This is a genomic window from Mesorhizobium sp. B2-7-3 (assembly GCF_006440715.1).
GTDB lineage: Bacteria > Pseudomonadota > Alphaproteobacteria > Rhizobiales > Rhizobiaceae > Mesorhizobium > Mesorhizobium australicum.
Genome location: NZ_VFTY01000008.1, coordinates 258,827 through 277,088, shown reverse-complemented (window position 1 = coordinate 277,088; position 18,262 = coordinate 258,827). Strand labels below are relative to the sequence as shown.

General features: G+C 60.5%; 13 protein-coding genes. 5 read left to right on the top strand and 8 right to left on the bottom strand.

Annotated features, from left to right (window positions below):
- The first annotated feature begins 23 nt into the window (after positions 1 to 23).
- Positions 24 to 1,121: a mandelate racemase/muconate lactonizing enzyme family protein gene (locus FJW04_RS19925; RefSeq protein ID WP_140619085.1), complete on the top strand. Its 1,098-nt coding sequence runs from the start codon at positions 24 to 26 to the stop codon at positions 1,119 to 1,121.
- Between the two features lie 1,082 nt (positions 1,122 to 2,203).
- Here the strand turns inward: FJW04_RS19925 and FJW04_RS19920 are convergent.
- The 7 genes from FJW04_RS19920 to FJW04_RS19890 all read right to left on the bottom strand — a co-directional run bounded on the left by FJW04_RS19920 (position 2,204) and on the right by FJW04_RS19890 (position 11,554).
- On the bottom strand, positions 2,204 to 4,264 hold the full coding sequence (locus FJW04_RS19920) for an HWE histidine kinase domain-containing protein (protein WP_140619088.1): 2,061 nt from the start codon (positions 4,262 to 4,264) through the stop codon (positions 2,204 to 2,206).
- Positions 4,265 to 4,399: 135 nt separating this feature from the next.
- Positions 4,400 to 5,296 carry a carbohydrate ABC transporter permease gene (locus tag FJW04_RS19915; RefSeq protein ID WP_140619090.1) on the bottom strand — a complete coding sequence of 299 codons (897 nt, stop codon included), beginning with the start codon at positions 5,294 to 5,296 and terminating at the stop codon, positions 4,400 to 4,402.
- A 1-nt stretch (position 5,297) separates the two neighbouring features.
- Positions 5,298 to 6,233: a sugar ABC transporter permease gene (locus FJW04_RS19910; protein ID WP_140661337.1), complete on the bottom strand. Its 936-nt coding sequence runs from the start codon at positions 6,231 to 6,233 to the stop codon at positions 5,298 to 5,300.
- A 189-nt stretch (positions 6,234 to 6,422) separates the two neighbouring features.
- Complete coding sequence (locus tag FJW04_RS19905) at positions 6,423 to 7,751, bottom strand: ABC transporter substrate-binding protein (protein ID WP_140619094.1); 1,329 nt, start codon at positions 7,749 to 7,751, stop codon at positions 6,423 to 6,425.
- Positions 7,752 to 7,790: 39 nt separating this feature from the next.
- Positions 7,791 to 8,846 (bottom strand): sn-glycerol-3-phosphate ABC transporter ATP-binding protein UgpC, encoded by a 1,056-nt coding sequence (gene ugpC / locus FJW04_RS19900; RefSeq protein WP_140619096.1) that lies wholly within the window; start codon positions 8,844 to 8,846, stop codon positions 7,791 to 7,793.
- 646 nt (positions 8,847 to 9,492) lie between these two features.
- Complete coding sequence (locus FJW04_RS19895) at positions 9,493 to 10,221, bottom strand: SDR family oxidoreductase (protein ID WP_140716143.1); 729 nt, start codon at positions 10,219 to 10,221, stop codon at positions 9,493 to 9,495.
- Positions 10,208 to 11,554, bottom strand: a complete 1,347-nt coding sequence (locus FJW04_RS19890; RefSeq protein ID WP_140716141.1) for a family 1 glycosylhydrolase — start codon at positions 11,552 to 11,554, stop codon at positions 10,208 to 10,210. Before FJW04_RS19890 ends, FJW04_RS19895 begins: the two co-directional genes overlap by 14 nt.
- Before the next feature lie 945 nt (positions 11,555 to 12,499).
- Here FJW04_RS19890 and FJW04_RS19885 point away from each other — a divergent pair.
- From FJW04_RS19885 to FJW04_RS19870, 4 genes are all read left to right on the top strand, one after another.
- Complete coding sequence (locus FJW04_RS19885) at positions 12,500 to 13,354, top strand: hypothetical protein (protein WP_140716139.1); 855 nt, start codon at positions 12,500 to 12,502, stop codon at positions 13,352 to 13,354.
- 37 nt (positions 13,355 to 13,391) lie between these two features.
- Complete coding sequence (locus FJW04_RS30430; RefSeq protein ID WP_140619288.1) at positions 13,392 to 14,129, top strand: hypothetical protein; 738 nt, start codon at positions 13,392 to 13,394, stop codon at positions 14,127 to 14,129.
- Between the two features lie 127 nt (positions 14,130 to 14,256).
- Positions 14,257 to 14,463, top strand: coding sequence for a DUF2188 domain-containing protein (locus tag FJW04_RS19875; RefSeq protein WP_181166425.1), 207 nt, complete (start codon positions 14,257 to 14,259; stop codon positions 14,461 to 14,463).
- Between the two features lie 351 nt (positions 14,464 to 14,814).
- The gene (locus tag FJW04_RS19870; RefSeq protein ID WP_140661333.1) at positions 14,815 to 15,873 is read left to right on the top strand and encodes a PAS domain-containing protein; all 1,059 of its coding nucleotides are present in this window, start codon (positions 14,815 to 14,817) and stop codon (positions 15,871 to 15,873) included.
- A gap of 93 nt (positions 15,874 to 15,966) precedes the next feature.
- Here the strand turns inward: FJW04_RS19870 and FJW04_RS19865 are convergent, their stop codons facing one another.
- Positions 15,967 to 17,085 carry a PHB depolymerase family esterase gene (locus tag FJW04_RS19865; RefSeq protein ID WP_140619108.1) on the bottom strand — a complete coding sequence of 373 codons (1,119 nt, stop codon included), beginning with the start codon at positions 17,083 to 17,085 and terminating at the stop codon, positions 15,967 to 15,969.
- Positions 17,086 to 18,262: the final 1,177 nt, after the last annotated feature.

Here is an 18,262-nt window from a genome sequence, read left to right as displayed (position 1 = left end):
CACACGCACAAGAGGACTCCGATGTGAGCAGCACGGCAATCCAGGGCGTCGAGACACGGCTGTTCCGTGTGCCACTGCGCGAAGAGATGAGCGATGCCAAGCATGGCGCCCACACCCATTTCGAACTGGTGACCGTGACTGTCAGGCTTACCGATGGCAGCGAGGGTACCGGCTATACTTACACGGGCGGCAAGGGCGGCCATGCCATCCGCGCCCTCATCGAGCGTGATCTGACGCCCTTTTTGCTTGGGCGCGACGCCGCTGACATAGATGCCGTCTACGACGGCATGTTGTGGCATATTCACTATGTCGGGCGCGGCGGCATCGCTTCCTTTGCAATTTCGGCGGTCGATATAGCTTTATGGGATCTCAAGGGCCTGCGGACGGGCCTTCCGCTCTGGAAGATGGCAGGCGGAGCAGGCCGAACTGCGAAGGTGTATCGCGGCGGCATCGACCTGAATCTCACCCTTGATCAGCTCCTTTCCAACATCGAATCTTATCTCCAGGCAGGCTTCACGGCAGTGAAGATCAAGGTAGGTAAGGACAACCTTGCCGAAGATGTGGCCCGCGTGAGAGCCGTCCGGGAGCGTATCGGACCTGATACGCCGTTGATGGTGGATGCGAACTACGCGTTGGATGTTCCGCGCGCGATCGAAGCGGCAAAGGCTTTCGCGCCCTATGACATATTATGGTTCGAGGAGCCTATCATTCCCGACGACTATGAAGGTTACGCGACCATCGCGCAGGCAACTGGCATGCCGCTCGCGATGGGAGAGAATCTGCACGTGATTGAGGAGTTCGAGCACGCCTTTGCGTGGTCGAGGCTGTCCTATATCCAACCGGATGCCTCGAATTGCGGTGGCGTCACCGGCTGGCTGCGGGTCGCTCACCGTTCACGCAAGGCCGGGGTGCCGGTGTGCAGCCACGGCATGCAGGAACTTCACGTCAGCCTCGTCGCTGGCCAGGAGAATGCCGGGTGGGTCGAAGCGCACAGTTTCGACATCGACTCCTATACAACCAGGCCCTTGGTGCTTCATGGCGGGCTAGCAGTGGCACCCGACGAGGCGGGCGTCGGTGTGCTATTCGACTGGCAAAAATTGTCGGCAGCCAGCGCCGCTTAGCTGGCATGCAGGTGAACGCTCCACCCTAGCATCCCAGTTGGCGATAGCGTGGCCTTGCGCGTTCACGTAATAGCCGGGGGCCTCGATATGGGCGATATTGCTTTGGCGGCGGACCTGATTCCGCTCGGCCGGCGCCAACCACGCCACCCAGCTCCCACCCGGCGCCGGCCACCTTCGGCTTACCGATTCATCAGGTACGTCTGGCCAGCTGCTCGCCTTCGCCAAATCACATCACGCAAGGGCGCTTTTCAAAGAGGGGGCGGAAAGAGGTATTCTCCAGTTTCACCGACGAGAAGGACCGTCTCCGGGTTCGCCCAGAGCTCCTGTTCCGAAAGGTGGCTCGGAGACGGACAACGGGCGCCTCGTGGCGAGGAGCGCGACCGCAAATCTCGACGTCGCGATCCGGTCAAAACTCCGATATGCTCAAGCAAAGCATTGGGGGTGACATGGACCCGATCAAGAGCCTAGTCGTGGTGTAATCGCCGCGATCCTTCGCCTGGAAGCAATCCCGGAAGACGACAAGCATTATGGTTTCGCTCTTCAAGAGCGCGGCTACTTGAAGAGCGTGGTGATCAAGATCGAGGCCGACATTCGCATATTGCAAGAAACGGTATAGATGCCGACCGAATCGCTTCGGGTGGCTAGGTTCGCACCTCGCCATCGAGCAAGCTTTCAAGACCAATCCTGGCGACCAGATCGAAGTCGGAAATGGCTGTTCGTTCGACAGGGAGCCGGGCGACGGTGGCACACACTGCGCGCAAGCCTGTGATCGCGGCGGTTCGGTGCACGACCGACATGCATGAAATGGGCAACGTTCGATTGGAACAGCTGTGCGCAGGAAGAAGACGAGGAGCAGTGATCGACCCCCTCTCATTAATCCGTTCGCGCCTTTGCCGGGGTGGTTTGACTTGTCCACGACCTGAAAGACCGCACACCTTGGCCTCGAAGCGGTCGTTAATTTCAATCGGGCCCATCCTTACCAATCGTGTATGCGTCGGATTGGGCAGCCGACCGAACTATGCGAAAGACGGGTTGATCTTTCGCGTTCCTGCGCAGCCGGGAGAGCTTCGCTAGGAAGATCTCTACATTTCGCCTCTGCGGCTGTCGCCGTTGTCCACCGCGGGATTGACCTCAGACGCAGCATTCATTCGCATGGTGCAGATCAGTCCCGATTTGTGGAACTTCAGAGTGACGCGTCCGGACGTGCCGGACGCAAACACGCGCTCGAGGAGCTGCGTGCCGAAGCCCTTTCGCTCGATCGGTTCGACGGGCGGACCTCCCCGTTCGCGCCATTCTAAATTGAGCCAGCGATGCTGTTTTTGACCGACGAGCTTCCAATGAATCGACACCGTGCCGGTTTCGTTCGACAGTGCTCCATACTTGAGCGCATTCGTCGTAAGCTCATGAAAAGCTAGAGCGGCCGAAAGAGCGACGTTCGGTGATAGCCAGACCGACTCGCCGCTAATCCCGAAGCGGTCGATCGGTGCGTGTGAGCTGACCGATGTGGCAATCAGATCCCTGACGTCGGCGCCACTCCAGTTCTGCTGAATAAGCAGATCGTTGGCCTTGGCCAGCGAGACGAGACGGCTGGAGAGCGTGCGTCCTGCTTCAGCCAGGCTTGTGGCGTTGCGAAGTGTCTGGGAGGCAATGGACTGAACCACGGCAAGGATATTCTTCACGCGATGGTTCAGCTCATTGGTCAGCAATTTGAGCTGCTCCTCGCCGCGTTTGCGTTCCGTTATGTCGAGGCTGATTTGAACGGCGCCAATAATGCTGCCACTGGGGTTGCGAATTGGACGTGCGCTGGAAAGTAGAAGGCGCTCGATACCTGACGGCAACGTGTAGACGAACTCTTCGTGATCCGTCAGCTGCCCGCGCATGGCGCGGCTAAGAGGGCGGTCTTCGCGGCTCACTATGTGCCCGTCCTTGACGGCCACCGTGTCGATGACAAGGTCGGGGCTGCCGAAGGTTTTGTGCGCGTCTGTCGGCAGGCCCATGAGTTCTGCCGCGAAGCGGTTGCGGATGACCTGAAGAGCCTTCGGATCATAGGTAAACCAGACTGCCGCCGGCGCTGTCTCCAACACCGCCTCCAGCTCGTAGCGCCGTTCGGCGATCGCCCGCTCTGCATCCACCATCGCCTGGGCGATGGCAGCGAACTCCGTAACCGAGGTCGACAAGGCTTCGACGCTGCGGCCGTGACCCAGCGCTTCGGCCCGTGTCGCCAGTTCAGCGGTGGCCCGGGTGAATCCTTTGCCGACGAAATATGCCAGAGCAACCGAGACAAGAAGCGACAGGAGACCTATCCCGCAGATCGCCGCAAGCGAGCGCCAGAGCGGCGCCTGCGCTGCTGCAAGCGGCACGTTTGCTGTGTAAAACCAATCAGAGTCCGGAGACCTGTAGTAGCCCGCCAGCAGCGTCTCCCCTTCGAAATTGCGTGACGTGAATGAGCCCGAGCGCCCGACTATCTTTTCCACGTATTCGGGCAATCCGCGCTTCCCGGTCCATTCGTCGTGGAACCTGGAACGTGCAACGTAATTTCCGTCGCGATCTCCCACGCCCACAGTCCATCCTTGCGGGACCGCCGGCATCAGAACATCGCGGATCCGGGCAGTCGGCACAGAAAGTGTAAGAAGCAGGTCCTCCCCCTTCGGGGCGGGCACCCGAACGGCAACAGCTACGCGGTATTCGCCCGAGCCTTTGCCGCTGAAGACATCGCTGACGAAAACACCGGAACGGCTGAGTTTCTCGCGCTCGACAGAAGCTATAGGTGCGACTGACGGCAAGGCGGCACCGTAGCCTATTTCGGTGTTCATCAGCTGATTGCCGCCAAGATCGCGCAGGACGATCGTCCGGTCCGTCCCGTGGACAAGATCGAGCGCCTCGCGGTGAAAGGCTTGCAGATCGCCACTGGCGAGCGCGGCGGATTTGGACAGGCCGTCGAGGATGGTTTTGAGATTCGCCAGCTCGCCCTCTACAACGAGCGACACCTGGCGAGCCGTTTGCACGGCATCCTGCTCAAAACGATATCGTTCATGCAGGGCATATTGGCCTAGCAGATAGCCGGCAAACAGCCACACCGGGACAACTGCGGCGGCGGTCAAAGCAAGCAGATGCGATCGAACTGATCGACGAGGCAAGTCCATATCCCGTGCCGGCTCAGGAACCTCACCATAATCGGCGGGCCACGAACGGCAAGCGTTAGTTTAAGCGAATATAATGCTTCCGGTGCGCCGTGGCGCACGCGATAAGGTGCCATGGCCGCCGGTCACTGCCATGGGCTACTCTTTGACCGCGCCGGTCATTGACGACACGTAGTGCTCGACGAAGAAGGAATAAAGGATCACCACCGGCAGCGAGCCGATCAGGGCGCCTGCCATAAGCGAACCCCATTCGTAAACGTCGGAGCGGACCAGCTCGGTCAGCACGCCCACCGGCACGGTCTTATTCTCGGACGACTGGATGAAGGTGAGAGCGTAGATGAACTCATTCCACGACAGCGTGAAGGCGAAGATACCCGCCGAGATCAGCCCTGGTACCGACAGCGGCAGCACGATCTTGGTTAGCACTTGCCAGCGGCTGGCGCCGTCGATGAGGGCGCACTCCTCCAGTTCGAAGGGAATGGAACGGAAATAGCCCATCAGCAACCAGGTGCAGAAAGGCACCAGGAAAGTCGGATAAGTCAGGATCAAGGCAAAGGGCGTGTCATAAAGCCCGAGATTAAACACCATCACCGACAGCGGAATGAACAGGATGGACGGTGGGACCAGATAGGCGAGGAACACGGCCAGCCCGACCTGGCGCGAGCCGGAAAAACGCAGTCGCTCGATCGCATACGCAGCCAACACCGCGGCGACAAGCGACAGCACGGTAGCGGCGACCGCAATAATCGTCGTGTTGAGCAGCCAGCCGGGATAGGAGGTCTCGAAAAGCAGATAGCGGATGTTCTGCAAGGTCGGGTGGACGACCCAGAACGGGCTCGATGTATCGTAACTCGTCATTTCTGCGTTGGGTTTGATGGCTGTGATCGTCATCCAGTAAAAGGGAAAGAGCAGCACGATGACAAATATGGCCAGCGGGACATAGATCGTGACCACGCGACGCGGCATGCTTTGCAGATAGCTCATGCCACCTTCGTCGCCGCCGGCTGCGTTGGCCTTGGGGTCGGTCAGAGCCATCTCAATCTCCGCCGCCTTGCTGCCATCTGCGTCGCTGCAGGCCGAAATAGCTGAACAGGATCGCGCCTAGTAGGAACGGGATCATCGCCACGGCGATGGCTGCGCCTTCGCCGAGCTGCCCGCCCGAAATGCCACGTTGGAAAGAAAGCGTCGCCATGAGATGTGTGGCGTTCACCGGGCCGCCGCGCGTCAGCACATAGATGAGCTGGAAATCGGTGAAGGTGAACAGTACCGAAAAGGTCATCGTGATGGCGATGATCGGCGTCAGCAGCGGCAAGGTGACATAACGAAACAGCTGCCATCGACCGGCGCCGTCCAGCGTGGCGGCTTCGTAGAGTGATTGCGGGATCGTCTGCAGGCCGGCAAGCAGCGTTATGGCGACGAAGGGAATGCCGCGCCAGACATTAGCGGCGATCACCGAAGCGCGCGCGTTTTGCGGATCGCCAAGGAAGTTGATGTTGTGGTCGATGAGGCCCATCTGCTTGAGGGCCCAGGAGATGATCGAGAATTGCGAATCGTAGATCCACCAGAAGGCGATCGCCGATAGCACTGTCGGCACCACCCAGGGAAGAAGCACCACGGCGCGGAAAAACGATTTGAACGGCAGGTTCTCGTTGAGCAGCAACGCCAGCCAAAGGCCGAGGGCGAACTTCAGGATAGACGCGCTCACCGTGTAGAGAAGCGTGTTGAACACGGACAGCCAGAACACGCTGTCGTCCCAGAGGTATTCATAATTCTCCAGGCCGATGAAGACGCCCGGCCTGCCGATGCGGGCGTCGGTAAAGCCGAGCCAGACGCCCAGCCCGAGCGGATAGGTCAGAAAGACCAGCAGCAGCACCACTGTCGGCAGCATAAAGCCAAAGCTGAGCAGGCCACGGCTTTCGGCAATGCGCGACAAGAAGGAAGGGCGGGGCGGGGCGGCGGTTGTCACGGCCATGAAAGGCTCCTGTGGCGGGTATCGAGTTGCAGCAGTCCTTCGACCTTCGTGGACTACAGGCGCGCGGGCCCATTGGTCCGCGCTCTCTCCTTGCGGGCGCGTGCCTTTCGGCGGCACGTCGCGGCGCCTGCTGGGGTGGACTGGAAAACAACAAGCGTCTTCCCCCGCGAATGGAAGAAGACGTCCAGACTACACCCGGTAATACCTGTTGGCGCGCTTTTCGGCCTCTTCCATTGCCTCCTGCGGTGTCGCCCGACCAGTCACCGCCTTGGCGAACATGTCGACCAGCACATAGTCGGCCATGGTCGCGGCGGACGCGTAGCCGAGCGGCCCTGCGTAGCCGTTGTTGCGCAGCGTCGCTGACGCCTTGGCATAGGGCGCATAGTTTGGATCGGCCTTCCAGATCGGATTGTCGTCGTAGGCCTTCAAGGTCTGGCAGCAATAGCCGGAAGAGCCCTTGATCCATTCCGACATCTGCGGTTCCTCGAACATAAACTGCAGATAGGCCTTGGCCGCGTTGGGATAGGGCGTGTAGTTGAAGATCACCGCCGAAGTGACCTGGTAAAGCTCCACCGCCTTGCCGACCGGACCGATCGGCAAGCTGGCCGTGCGGATGTCCTTGGCCATTTCAGCCAGCTTGGGATCCTTGTCCTTGTTGATCCTGGCTGTTTCATAGGCCGAGATACCGTTGGCGATGACCGACAGCTCGCCGGCCAGGAAGGCACGATTGTTGTTGACGTCGAGCCAGCTTTCGGTGCCAGGGATGAAGGTCTTGTAGAGGGCCTGGGCATATTCGATCGCCTTCAGCGTCTCGGGACTGTTGATCACCACCTTGCTGTTCTCGTCGACCATCTTGCCGCCATGGCTCCATAAGAGCCAGTGGGCGTAGTTGTTGCCGTCGCCGACGCCGTGGCCATGGGTGAAGCCGGCTGGGTGGCCCTTGGCTTGCAGAGCCTTGCACAATTCGAGGAAGCTGTCGGTGTCCTTCGGGAACTCGGAAAAGCCGGCCTCCTTGACCCAACTCTCGCGGTAGACGATCGCGTTGCCTATGGTAGCCAGCGGCAGCCCGATGAACTTGCCGTCCTTGGTGGCGTAGCTCTTTGGGCCCTCGTGCCAGCCGCCATATTTCTTGCCCAGATAATCTCCGAGATCGGTCACATCGAGGAGCTTGTCGGGATATTGGAACGGATCGTCGAACCAGACGAACATCAGGTCAGGACCCGAGCCGACATTGGCGGCGACCGCCGCTTTGGGACGAATGTCCTCCCAGCTCTCCTTGTCGACGCGCACCTCGACACCGGTGGCATCGGTGAATTTCTTCGTCTGCGCCAGCCAGGCGTTCTCATCACCCTGGACGAATGGTGACCAGCGAAGGAGCCTGAGCTTGGCGCCCTTTTCGGGCGTGTATTTCGGCCCATCCTGGGCAAAGGCTGACGTGCCAAGCAGCCGGCTACCGATTGCTCCGGCCGCCGCAGCAACGGCGCTGGTGCGGATCACGTCTCTTCTGGTGTATCTCATGGCCATTTCCTCCTGTTTGATTGGCTAACCTCGGCATATTCAAAGCCGGCGGCCCGTATCTGCGTCAAAGAGATGGACCAGGCTTGGTTCGGCGGCGAGCCTGACGGTTTGGCCCGGCTGGAACGGGTGGCGCTCCCGAAAATTCGCGACGATCTCTTCGCCGCCAGGCGCGCGGCCGATGATCTGCAACTCCGACCCGGTCGGTTCGATGACGGAGATGGTGACGGGAAAGCCCTGGTCGCAGAGGCGCAGATGCTCTGGCCGGATGCCAAGTACCACTCGACCTCCATTCAGGCCTTTCGGCGTCTGCGGCAAGTGTACGGCGACGCCGGAGCTGCCTTCAAAGCCGCTGGCGCCAATGCGTCCTGTCAGCATGTTCATGGCTGGAGAGCCGATGAACATCGCCACGAAAAGATTGTCGGGGCGGTCATAAAGATCGAGCGGGCGCCCGATCTGCTCCACATTGCCGTCATGCATGACGACGATCTTGTCGGCCATCGTCATCGCCTCGATCTGGTCGTGAGTGACATAGACGGTCGTGGTCTTCAGGCGCTGGTGCAGTTCCTTGATCTCTGCGCGCATCTGCACGCGCAGCTTGGCATCCAGATTGGAGAGGGGCTCGTCGAACAAGAACACCTGCGGGTCGCGAACGATCGCCCGGCCCATCGCCACGCGCTGCCGCTGCCCGCCGGAAAGCTGCCGGGGATAGCGCGACAGAAGCGGCGTGAGGTTGAGAATTTCCGCGGCACGCGCAACCTTGGCATCGCTCTCCTGCTTCGAGACACGCTTCAACATCAGGGAGAACGCCATATTCTCTCGCACCGTCATATGTGGATAGAGCGCGTAGTTCTGGAACACCATGGCAATATCGCGCTCCTTGGGGGCGACCGCGTTGACAACGCGCCCACCAATGGCGATCTCGCCGCGCGTGATGCCCTCCAGGCCCGCGATCATGCGCAACAGCGTCGACTTCCCACAGCCCGAGGGGCCGACGAGCGTGACGAACTCGCCGTCTTCTATGTCGATGCCGACGCCATGGAGAATCTCGGCGACGCCGAAGGACTTATAGACATCGCGGATCGCAACGGACGCCATCGATTTCCTCCCGAGCGATTAGACGCCTGCAAGAAGACGTCCACTTCACATACGCAGCTTCCGGTCTTGCCGCGTCCTCCATCTGAAGTGGTAGCGCTACCAGCAGTGCGTGTAAAGCACGGCCTGATCTCCCTGGGCCACAGTGATCTAGATCGAATTTTCAATGAGAGGCGCTCGGCCGCTCGGGACAAACGCAGCATTCCTCGGCCATCGCCGTCCCATCCTTGTGCACCTCCGATTCTCCAAATATTGCGGAACAAGGCGGCGGCCAGTGGCGGCGACCTCAACGGCAATCGAATGGACTGACGGCCGGCGAGCTGGTTGGCCGACGAGGCTCGGCTCCTGGTAGGCCGACCGCTGGAGACCGCTCGTCCGCATTCATGCCGCCCATCGCGCCTCTCGTGATCTCCTTCGTGGCATTGGTCCGCATCGCTGCCGCTGTCCGGAGATGCTCCTGCCGGAGCGCTGAGGGATGCAATCTGGGCTGCCCAGCTTGATGCGAGCCTTTCTCCAGCCGTGACAATGTGATTGTCTTCGAGCCCCCGGGCCCAGGATTGTTCCCTGCCCACGCGCGCGCCGTCCACGCCGGTGCGGGTGATCCATCGAGACCTGGCTTCGCAGTGCCGCAGCAATACCGCGTGCACGTCTAGAGCCGCGCCAACCGGCCGCCATCCACGTTGAGCGCCGCGCCGTTCACAAAGGCGGCGTCGTCTGAAGCCAGGAAAGCGGCGGCCGCGGCAATCTGCTCGGGCTTGCCGACATCTTCCGGGCTAATGGTTTCGACGCCGGACTTGATGTTCGGATTTTCCCAAAGCATCGGTGTGTCGATGGCCCCTGGCAGGATAGCATTGGCGCGTATGCCACGCGCCCGGCCTTCGATCGCGGTCGACCGGGTGAGCGACAGCAGCGCGGCTTTCGCCGCTGCGTAAGGGGCAACATGCGGCGTCGTTTCAAGCGCGTGCACGCTTGAGATGTTCACGATCGACCCGCCATTGGTCATGTGCGCGAATGCCTCACGCGTGAAATGGACTGCCCCCAGCAGGTCCACACTCAGCACCTTAAGCCAGTCCGCGCTGGTGAACGCCTCGAGAGGCGTGAACATTATCAGGCCGGCGTTGTTGACGAATTTGCCGAATCGCGCCAGCGCCAGTCGACAGCACTGTGCGACTGCAACCTCGTCTGAAACGTCGCCAGCCGACACGGCGGTGTCCGGTGCGCCGGCTTTTCGGACTGCCTGTGCGGCCGCCTGCGCATTGGCTCCAACTAGGTCGGCTATGACAACGCGGGCGCCTTCGGTGCCCAAGCGGGTCGCGATGGCCAGCCCGATGCCGCTTGCAGCGCCGGTCACAATTGCACTCTTGTCAGCCAGGCGCATCGGGTTTCACCTTGTCCTTGGAGGGTCCGAGCGGTTCGGCCCCAGCTTCAGCGATCCGGTCCACATGCAAAAGGCCCCGCGCATAGTCCTGCTGTGCGCGAACACTTGGGTCGTCCTGCTCGGACGGCAAAAAGACGGGCAAAGCCAGGCACACACTTTGGGTGGCGAGCAGCTTGTTCCAGTTGGCGATGAGCGCTTTATATGCGGTTCCCACCGCCCTGGGATTACGGTCCAAGTCATAGAGGCCGACCGCATTGACCGTTCCGTTGTTCTCGCGCAGGGCGCTGTCCCAGTCCACCTGATCCGTCAGCGAGTACCAGGTGAATCCGACGATCGGTATGCCGTCGTTGCGGATCCTAAGCACGTTGGCCCACTCCTTCCACAACCAGTAAACGGCTTCGTCCCCGTTCGGGCCTTCGCGAATGTTTGTCTCTGTATGCATGACAGGCAGGCGGTAACGGTTGAAATACTGGCGCGTAATTTCGTCATAGCCAAACACCTCGCCGGAAGCCGACGTGGTTCCGTCCGCCCAAACCCGGTGCTCGTTGGTCTGGTAATAGTCAGTGCCCATCACGCAATGCCTGCGCAAATGGTTTTCCAGAAAGAAGCTGTACTCCTGCGCGGTCATCCCGTTTTCGAGCAGGTAGCGATACGTACGGGCGTCGACGTCATGCCCGTAATTGAGGTCGAGCGATAGGAAACGCTGGCTATTGAAGCGCTCCGCCTTGCCGATGGCCTCGGGGGAGTCAGCGTGGAAGTATTCCGAGGATTCACTTTGAATGAAAATAGCGTCGGGCCTCACTTGCAGGATCGCCCGCATCGCCACCACGTTGCCCTTCACGATATGCTTGAGAGCGGTGACGAACGCGGCATCGGTGCTCAGTTGCTCGTTCCACCAACCCCAGCGCGCTGAAAAGGTGGCGCAGATGAACATCTCATTGACGGGTGTGTAGAGCTGGATCCAAGGAAAGCGGGTTGCGAAGTCGCGCGCGTAACATTCAAATAGCCGCGGAAAATCCGGATTCTGGAAATTGCCCACCCAGTCCGGAACGCCGAAATGGCAGAGGTCGACGATCGGAAGAATATCCTTAGCCTTCAGGTCAGAGAAGGTCTCATCGGCGAAGGTCCAGTCGTAGTGTCCGTCGCCCAGCCAAGTCTTGTGAATTGGAGGCCCGTAGCGGAGGAAGCGAAGACCCAGATCCTGGAGCAGTTCGAAGTCGGTGCGCCATTGCTGGTAGAAGCGACATTTCTCCATTTCGTCGACACGCTCCCGACCTCCACTAATCGTGGGAGCGCTGTTTTCAATGCCGGTGGCAAAGACGAAATTGAACATGAAAGAGTCCTGAGCCAGCCAAGCTGCAGCCATTTCCCAACGTCCAGGTTGCAGCGCAGTTCCGGTCAGGCGGCAGGTCATCGCGCTTCTTGGCGATACGCGACCAATACCGGGATGGCGTGGCGGGTCTCGCCGGGTATGCCGCGTTCTGCGTGTTCAGTTTCTTGACGTGGCCGAGTGAGGGGATTTTCGCCGAAGGTGATTTCGTCCTGGAACCCCCCAAGCGAAGAGATCGCCACACGATGCGGATAACTGTTGCCGCCTGCGTGCTCTGATGGCCACTGGCGGAACGCGTTCGTCACGACGACGGTGTCCTGGTGGCGGCTATGGCGGTGGCGCGAAACACCCTTGCCGTAGCCCGCCGGTTCGGCTCAAGGGCAGCCTCCCTCCTTTTTGCACGACAGTGGAGCAGCCAAAGGAATGGGCTGGAGCCAAGGCGGGAAGCCAAGCAAGGCACGCACTTAAAGAACGAATCTCCCGTTCGTTCGAATGATGGCAGCTAAGGAATCAGCAGTTAGGTTCGAACTGATGCTTTGGCGCGCGCTGATGTTTCGCTGGCTTCGCGCTTTTGCTCGGCTGCGCGGATGTTCAACAGGTGGAAATACAATGCGGTGAGGGCCGCGGTCTTGAGGTTCAGCGATGCGTCATGGGCAGAGCACGAGAGCGATTTCCCCCCTCGGTGCGTTCAGCTTGATTGGGCGATGGACTTCGCTTTTGCCGCACGCAACGCGCGGAAGTCCAGGCCGGGCCATTTTCACCCTCTCTGCGCTATGCCTGGTTTTGCTGTTCGCATCTGCGGCACACAGTCAGCGGGCGCCTGACGCGTCAGCGGCTCCCCCAGCCAGCGACAGCTCGTCGGAGGCATTTGCAGAACACGTTAATGTCGCCAAAGAGCCCGACGAGACACCGGCGCGAGCGTTCGGATCCCACGCACCTGGAGAGCTGGTGGCCGGCCAAGCACAGGCACCCGACACAGAGGCGCAAACGCTGCCCGGCGAAAATCAGGAGATGTTACGACGCGAATTGGATGTCGCACGAGCCGAGCTAGCCAAGCAAGCACAAGCTCTAAAAGAGCAGCAGCAAAAGGACGAAGCCCTTTCGCTCGATCTGCAGACGGCGCAGCGCGCCATCGAAAGCTTCAGGGCCGAAGCCACTCTCTGGGGCGGTGAGAAGCCCGCCGCCGCCGCTGCAACCCAACGCTCCAACCACCTCCCCGAGACTGCTGTGACGCAAGCTCTTGACGACCAACGGCACAAGGTTGAGCTCTTGGGACAAGAGCTCACAACGGCTCACCGAACCATCGAGGCCCTCAAGACAGCCGCAAATGCCGCCGCCGTCGAGCTGGCCAACGCCAATAAGAACCGTGAGGCGGCCGAAGCAGGCCTACGGCAAGCTGGAGAAGCGCTCGAACTGGAACGCAAACGAGCCGATTCAGCTGCCCGTGATCTCGACGTCGTTCGCAAGGAACGTGACGCTTCAAACCGGACCTCGGTAGGGTTAAGCGCGGCGCTGGACGAAGAACGTGAACGGGCGACCGGTCTGGCCCTGAGCCTGAGTGCCGCGCGCGAGGCAATCGACGACCTCGCAACCAGGAACCGGCCTGCGGCTGCGGCGCGCTCGCGAATGATCCATAAGCCGGCAGGTGTGGTTGCACGTGCACCACCCAGATCAGGTGTCGAATGGAGGCGCAAACCGGGCTCGCGAGAAAAACAGAAACAGGCTGCTGTCTTGGGCCCACTCTCTCTTCCCCTCGCATTGCTGCCGACCCGACCACCGAAAGGGCTCGACCCGCGCCAGTGAACCGTGGAGCCGAATGTATGCCGAGGTCAACATAGCAATGAAACAGTACGTCGCCGCCGCCCTGATGATCGGGATTGGAATCGGACCTGCCTGCGCTCTCGACAAAGGGGTAGGCGCCAGCGTCGGCGGAATCGGAGTCGGCGCCGGAGTAAACGCCGGTTCGCAAGGCGCATCGGTCGGGGTGGGAGCGAGCGTCGGCGATGCAGGGGGATCACATGTCGGAGCTTCGGTTGGCGCGGGCAAGGGATCAGTTGGCGTTGGCGTTGGTGCCAGCGGCAATGTCGGCGACCCAGGCGCAGGCGTTTCGACCAGTATTGGTACGGGCGATGATCCGGCGGCCTACGACGGGTCGCCTACCGGCAGTGGCAGTCCAGCCACCACACCCAAAGGAACGGCTGGGCCCACCGCCGCTGCGTCCGCCGGGAGTGGTAAGCAATCGATTGCCTTGCCACCAATTCTTAAGCCTTCCGTATCTACTGACGGCGGCTTCACCGACGGCTATCCAATCAGGCCTCAGAGACCCCTCAGAGCGAAGCCCGGTATACCGGCTGCTGTTGTGCAGGCCTGCCGCTCCGCAATCACATCCGCGGCCACGCTGCTTGGCGCTGTCCGCGTGCGGGCGTTAAGCGCAGGGTTGTTGCGTCGAGGTGGAGGTGCATTCACGGCACCAATCAAGGTGCAAATAGAGTATGCAAGGCAAGGGGGCGTCGAAGTTCGGCAGGCCGAGGTCGACTGTCGACTGGACAGGGCCGGCAGGGTCACAGCGATAAAATGAGAACTCGTTTGACCCCGTTCGAACGTCGCACCGTTTGGCTGGCCGGGCAATATGCCGTCATCTCGTGATGCTTGTTGCACAGCCAGTGGACATCGTGATTTCTATGCGACGCATCGGGGGGGCGGCCATGGCGCATGTCAGGTACTTCATTTCAAGGACCGGTGATCAATGGCTGGTCCGGTTTGACGGCAAGGACTATCGCTATTCAGCGCATTCGGAGGCCGTCCGTGCGGCTGTCAAGGCAGCCAGCAGTGCCTCGGCCACTGGCTACGATGCAGAGGTATTGGTTCAAGGCGTCGATGGAAAGTGGCGTACGGAATGGCCCATTGATTAAAGTCGGGACGCCCTGAGCGTCCTGCGCTGACGGCTGTAATGCGCTTTGGCGCTCATCTGTTCGCAGTTTGCGGCTCCGCCTTTGTGGCGACCTTTTCATCGGTTCGCCATCGATCGAGGCTATCGGTCAAGCTGTCGAACAACATAGGTATCCTCCTGATACACGCCGGCGATGTTTGGTCTGCCCGGTAGGTTGCACATTTTAGCTGCGGCACCCCGGTTGCTCGCCTCAAGTAATTCGAAGAACGGATTACGCGGCTTTACTCCTTCTACCAGTCCGGTTCGAAACATCACATTGGAAACCTTGTAGGAAGTCGGACGTTATCGCTGACCTCTATCGAGTGAGCAAAGAGTGCCTGACAACGCTAAATCACCGTCAGCCCTCCATGGCGACGCGCCGGCCGCAGCAGCCACCACTGCATGGGCGGATCGCAAGGAGTTGGCGTCGGCGGCGTTCGAACGCACGCGCATGCCCATAGTCATCACCGATGCTCGGCAGCCTGACAATCCTATCGTGCTCGCCAACAGAGCTTTCCTGGATCTGACCGGTTATACATCCGATGAAGTCTTGGGTCGAAATTGCCGCTTCCTGCAAGGGGAGGGAACATCACCCGCGGCCGTTGCTGAAATTCGAGCGGCGATAGAGCGTGAACGCGAGACCAATGTAGAGATACTGAACTTCCGCAAGGACGGATCGCCGTTCTGGAACCAGCTCCATCTGAGCCCTATCAAGGACGATGAAGGCGCGCTCCTTTACTACTTCGCGTCGCAGATCGACGTTACGAAACATCGCATGATCCAGAGCCTGGAAGCGGCGGAGCACCGCCTCCTTATGGAGGTCGACCATCGCGCAAAGAACGTTCTAGCGGTTGTCGATGGTATCGTTCGGCTGAGCAAGGCGGACAATGCATCGCTCTATGCCGCGGCCGTTCAACGACGGATCCAGGCTCTGGCAGTCGCACACGCTTTATTGGCCGAGCGCGGCTGGCGCGATGTGCCGCTGGACGAAATCGTCTCCAGGCAGGTCGCCCAGTTTGCGTCTGGCAGGACGGCAATGAGCGGTCCTGAAGTACTGATCCCGGCGGTGGTCGTTCAACCACTGGCTCTCGTCGCCCATGAATTGATCGTCAACGCCGCCACCCATGGGACCCTCGCCCAGGGTACGGGGCGGTTGCAGGTCAGCTGGCATGGGACGGGCCATCATGGCGGCTTTAACCTGCGGTGGGAAGAAAGCGGGAGACGTAAAGCTGAATCTCGGCCAGGGGCGCCCGGCTTCGGAACGACCATGGTCAATGCAATTGTCCAGAAGCAGCTTCAGGGTGAGATCCTACGGGAGTGGGCAGCGGACGGTTTGAAAATCAGCATAAGCATCCCGGGAGCAGCTGCCGTTTCGACAGCCAAGGGTATCTGAGACGCTCGTTCATCTGGCACTCCCATTTTTCCACAGCGGCGTCGCAGGCCGACCCCCGCTAGACGAAGGTTCATCAAAAAGTCTAGCCATGAACTATTTCATCAAGCCGGCAGCGCGAAGGGCGCTTTCGATAAGCGGACCGGGCCCAGCCGTCAGACCGCTGCGCGGTTCGAAGGGTGGGTGTGCGACCACCAAAGGGGAGTGCCCAACAGATTTTGCCGGTAAACGCACATCTGGCGATGGGACCTGAGAGCCCGCTTCTTCAAATCCCCAGAACCGGGAGATAAGCGAAGTGGACGATATGCCGGTATCGATCATAAAGGATCCGCCGTGACTCAATCCGTCCGCGGAGTCCACGGGGGTCCCGTGCGCCATGCCTGCGATCAGGTACGATTCGATGACTTCCTCATTGGCAGCGTTCTTCCAGACCTCGCGGCGATAGCCCTGATGCACCTGCGTCTCGGGTTGCACTCTACTTTGGCCGCGCAATGCAAGCCACTGCCCGACGAGCTGCTCGGAGTTGACCGGACTGACTGTTGTGTCGGCGCTTCCGTGCCAGACAGAGAGTTTCGGCCATGGTCCGTCATGACCGGAATCTTGCTGGACGGTCGTCGCCAACTGCTTCGCAGTGGGGCCGCCGTGCCCTCGCATGCGGTCGAAAGCCTGCGGCAGGCTAGTGGCGCTGCCGTAGGGTAGACCGGCTATGATGGCCCCGCCGGCGAAGACTTCCGGGTAAGTCGCCAACATGGCGGCGGCCATTGCCCCGCCGGCGGAAAGTCCGGTGATAAAGATCCTGGTGCGGTCGATGTCGTGAGCGGTGACCACGGCCTCTATCATTTGGCGGATCGAAAGCGCCTCGCCGGAGCCCCGTCGGGTGTCGTCGGGGACAAACCAGTTGAAACAAAGATTGGGATTGTTGCTGCGCTGCTGTTCTGGAAAGAGGACGGCAAAACCATTGCGATCCGCCGTCCTCGACCAGCCGGCGCCGCGGTCATAGGATGCAGCGGACTGCGTACAGCCATGGAGGACAACCACCAGAGAGGCCTTCGCCGCAAGATCCTTGGGGCGGTATGTCCAGCCTCGCAGGTTTCCGGGATTTGACCCGAACGCCTGAAGTTCGGAAAACCGGTCTTTTTCGGAACCATTCAAGACGCCGTCGATCTGTTTTCGCCGAGCAGCCAAGCGTGCAACGGTATCGGCGAGACTTCTCATGTCGGTATCCTTTCATCGATCCAGAGCGGATCGAACAACGGAACGCCGCGTCTCCAGATTGGTTGCTGCAGTGCAGCATAAATTGCCTGCAAGCAATCGATTCCGCATGGGATTGGCTTTGCATCGCCGGTGCAGAGAGCCCTCCGATCGAGCAGCATGGGTGGAAAACGGACTGGCCGCTCTCGACTTTCACACACTGACATCCTCTTTGTGTGGCTGACAGAGCACAAGCCCGCCAAGTGGCGGCTTGCTGCTCATCAGGTGCACAACTGGTCCATGGCCTGCGTCCTCAAGAAATCCCCACGACGCTTCGCCACGATAGAGTTCCGCGTCGTCAATATCGTCCTGCCTCAGCACGTGAGAAGCTGCCTGTGGAGGGCTTCTGCCTTGGCGAGATAAACGCCTAGCGCCTTTCGCAAGCCGTGCAGCGTCATCCCCTTTCCACAAGTCCGGCGAACTTGCCTTAACGGGACCATCATCGCGCCTGGACACTGCGCCGAGAAAGGCTCGCCGTCCGACGGTGACCAACACGATTTCGCCGCGCCGGCGATGGTTCCGGCTTCGGTCGGAGCAAGGCCAAAACGGTTGACACGGGGCATGCCGTCCCGGCGTCAAGGACGTCCAGAAGTGCCACACGGGAGCGGAACATCAGAGCTTGCTGACGGTTCTACCTCGGTGGAGTTTTCCAATTGAGAGGACGCCGTGTCAGCGTTTGAATTCGTCTATTTTTCTGGTCTGACGGGGAATGATCTCCTCGGCGGTGTCGTCTCCTTGTTGGCGTGCTGTGTTCTCTACAACGTTATCGCGGAGGATCGCCCGCACCGGTGAGAGCGGGACCGCAACAGGTGGGCCCTTGACCGGCCGCTCTCCACTTCGGACGCGTGTGGCCGGTATCAGGTTGGTATCTCTCACTATTACTCGCCGCGGTCCTCCATGTGACCTGCCGTTGGCTCGGGCGGGCTTTCCCGACGACGTCGCATGCGGATCATTTCTGTTTCTACGGTGGACCTGCTCCGCCAGTCATCGTTGGCCCCGTCGGCCGACTGCAGAGTTGCCTGGCGGGTCCCGCCCGACCTGGCGGGCTGGAACATTGCTTGAGACCAAGGTTCGGGTGCCGGCCTGCCTGCTCCCGGGCAGTCCTTCCCATGTGAACTGCCCGTCTGGCTTACAGCCAGCG

Bases quoted from the DNA above. Each gene is read 5' to 3' on its own strand.
- FJW04_RS19920 (WP_140619088.1), bottom strand. From the start codon at position 4,264: ATGGACTTGCCTCGTCGATCAGTTCGATCGCATCTGCTTGCTTTGACC.
- ugpC (WP_140619096.1), bottom strand. From the start codon at position 8,846: ATGGCGTCCGTTGCGATCCGCGATGTCTATAAGTCCTTCGGCGTCGCC.
- FJW04_RS19915 (WP_140619090.1), bottom strand. From the start codon at position 5,296: ATGGCTCTGACCGACCCCAAGGCCAACGCAGCCGGCGGCGACGAAGGT.
- FJW04_RS19875 (WP_181166425.1), top strand. From the start codon at position 14,257: ATGGCGCATGTCAGGTACTTCATTTCAAGGACCGGTGATCAATGGCTG.
- FJW04_RS30430 (WP_140619288.1), top strand. From the start codon at position 13,392: ATGAAACAGTACGTCGCCGCCGCCCTGATGATCGGGATTGGAATCGGA.
- FJW04_RS19910 (WP_140661337.1), bottom strand. From the start codon at position 6,233: ATGGCCGTGACAACCGCCGCCCCGCCCCGCCCTTCCTTCTTGTCGCGC.
- FJW04_RS19905 (WP_140619094.1), bottom strand. From the start codon at position 7,751: ATGAGATACACCAGAAGAGACGTGATCCGCACCAGCGCCGTTGCTGCG.
- FJW04_RS19865 (WP_140619108.1), bottom strand. From the start codon at position 17,085: ATGAGAAGTCTCGCCGATACCGTTGCACGCTTGGCTGCTCGGCGAAAA.
- FJW04_RS19895 (WP_140716143.1), bottom strand. From the start codon at position 10,221: ATGCGCCTGGCTGACAAGAGTGCAATTGTGACCGGCGCTGCAAGCGGC.
- FJW04_RS19890 (WP_140716141.1), bottom strand. From the start codon at position 11,554: ATGTTCAATTTCGTCTTTGCCACCGGCATTGAAAACAGCGCTCCCACG.